Consider the following 1255-nt stretch of genomic DNA (forward strand, 5'->3'; position numbering starts at 1 on the left):
TAAGATGTTCTATAAATACAGGTAAAGTTTTGTAATCTGTAGGATTTTGAAATATTTTAAAATCTAAAATGTAATTACTATTTACAGCTATTTGAACATTATATGCTGGTATTAATTGTCCATTTTTCATGTAATCTTTTTTAGATCTCATAAATGTAGCATATATATCAGTTTTAGAATAACTATTTCTATCTCCTAATATTTTTAGTTGTTCTAAATATTTTCTCTCTTTATCTAAAACTTTTTCTAATTCTAATCCTAAATCTTTAAGAATTTTTTGTTTTTCATTTAATTCACTTAATTCTTTTATCTTTGTATATTCTTTAACAAGCATTTCTACTTCTTCATTTGGTACTATTTGAGATAAATCTAAATCTTTTCCTTTTAAAGTAAGATAATCTAAAAGTATTTTTTCTACTTTTAGCTGATTATTTTTTTTATAGTACATTACAGTACCTTTCCAAACAAATGTATATTTATTAGAAAATGCCTCTATTTTAGTTCCATCAATAAATACTTCATTTTCATTAATTATATTCTTTCTTTTTAAAATGTTTGTAAATTGGTAAAGTAAATCTATTATATCTTCTCTATATTTAACTATGAATTTTTGTAGTCTTGTTAATTTAGGTGCTTCTTCTCCATTAAGAAGATAGATGAAGTTTATATTTTCATTACAATTTCTAATTATTTTTCTAAGTTCTAACTCAGAATAATATGCAGATAGAAGAATAATTTTAAACATTACATCAAGAGAATTTTTAGATTTTCTACCTTTGTTGTGATTCTTTACTTTCGATTTATTGTTAAAAACTAGTTCCTTAGCTAGCTCGTTAAGAAGAATTACAGGAGAATTTTCATCAAATTCAAAATGTTTGTAATTATTTACTTCAAAAAGTTGATTTTCTTTTGTATTTGTGATACTATTATATTGAATTTTGAACATAACTAATTATACCATAAAACAGTGATTTTATCAATGTTTATGCGTGTTTTTAGTTCAAAAAAAGCCAGCTTTATTTCTGGCTTTTTTTGTTTATTTAGACTGTTTATTTCGGAACAGCCCCTTTTTTATTCCCAAGATACCGGAGTGATTAGGATTGGTCGCCTTAAAAATAAAACGTGGTAGCCATATATTATAGTATTATAAGATCCGTAAAAGCTCTATGTCAGTTCGTGATTTCCTTAAGCATACATTAACAGAGACAGCTCCTTATACACGAAGTCAAGACACAAAATATAGTATCACTCTTCC

The 1255-nt window shown here is 24.7% G+C and carries 1 protein-coding gene; it reads right to left on the bottom strand.

Annotated features, from left to right (window positions below):
* On the bottom strand, window positions 1-946 hold a 946-nt coding region (locus AYC60_RS03455; RefSeq protein WP_197416943.1), incomplete at its 3' end, for a transposase.
* Between the last annotated feature and the right edge of the window lie 309 nt (window positions 947-1255).

This window comes from Streptobacillus felis (genome assembly GCF_001559775.1).
Taxonomy (GTDB): Bacteria; Fusobacteriota; Fusobacteriia; order Fusobacteriales; family Leptotrichiaceae; genus Streptobacillus; species Streptobacillus felis.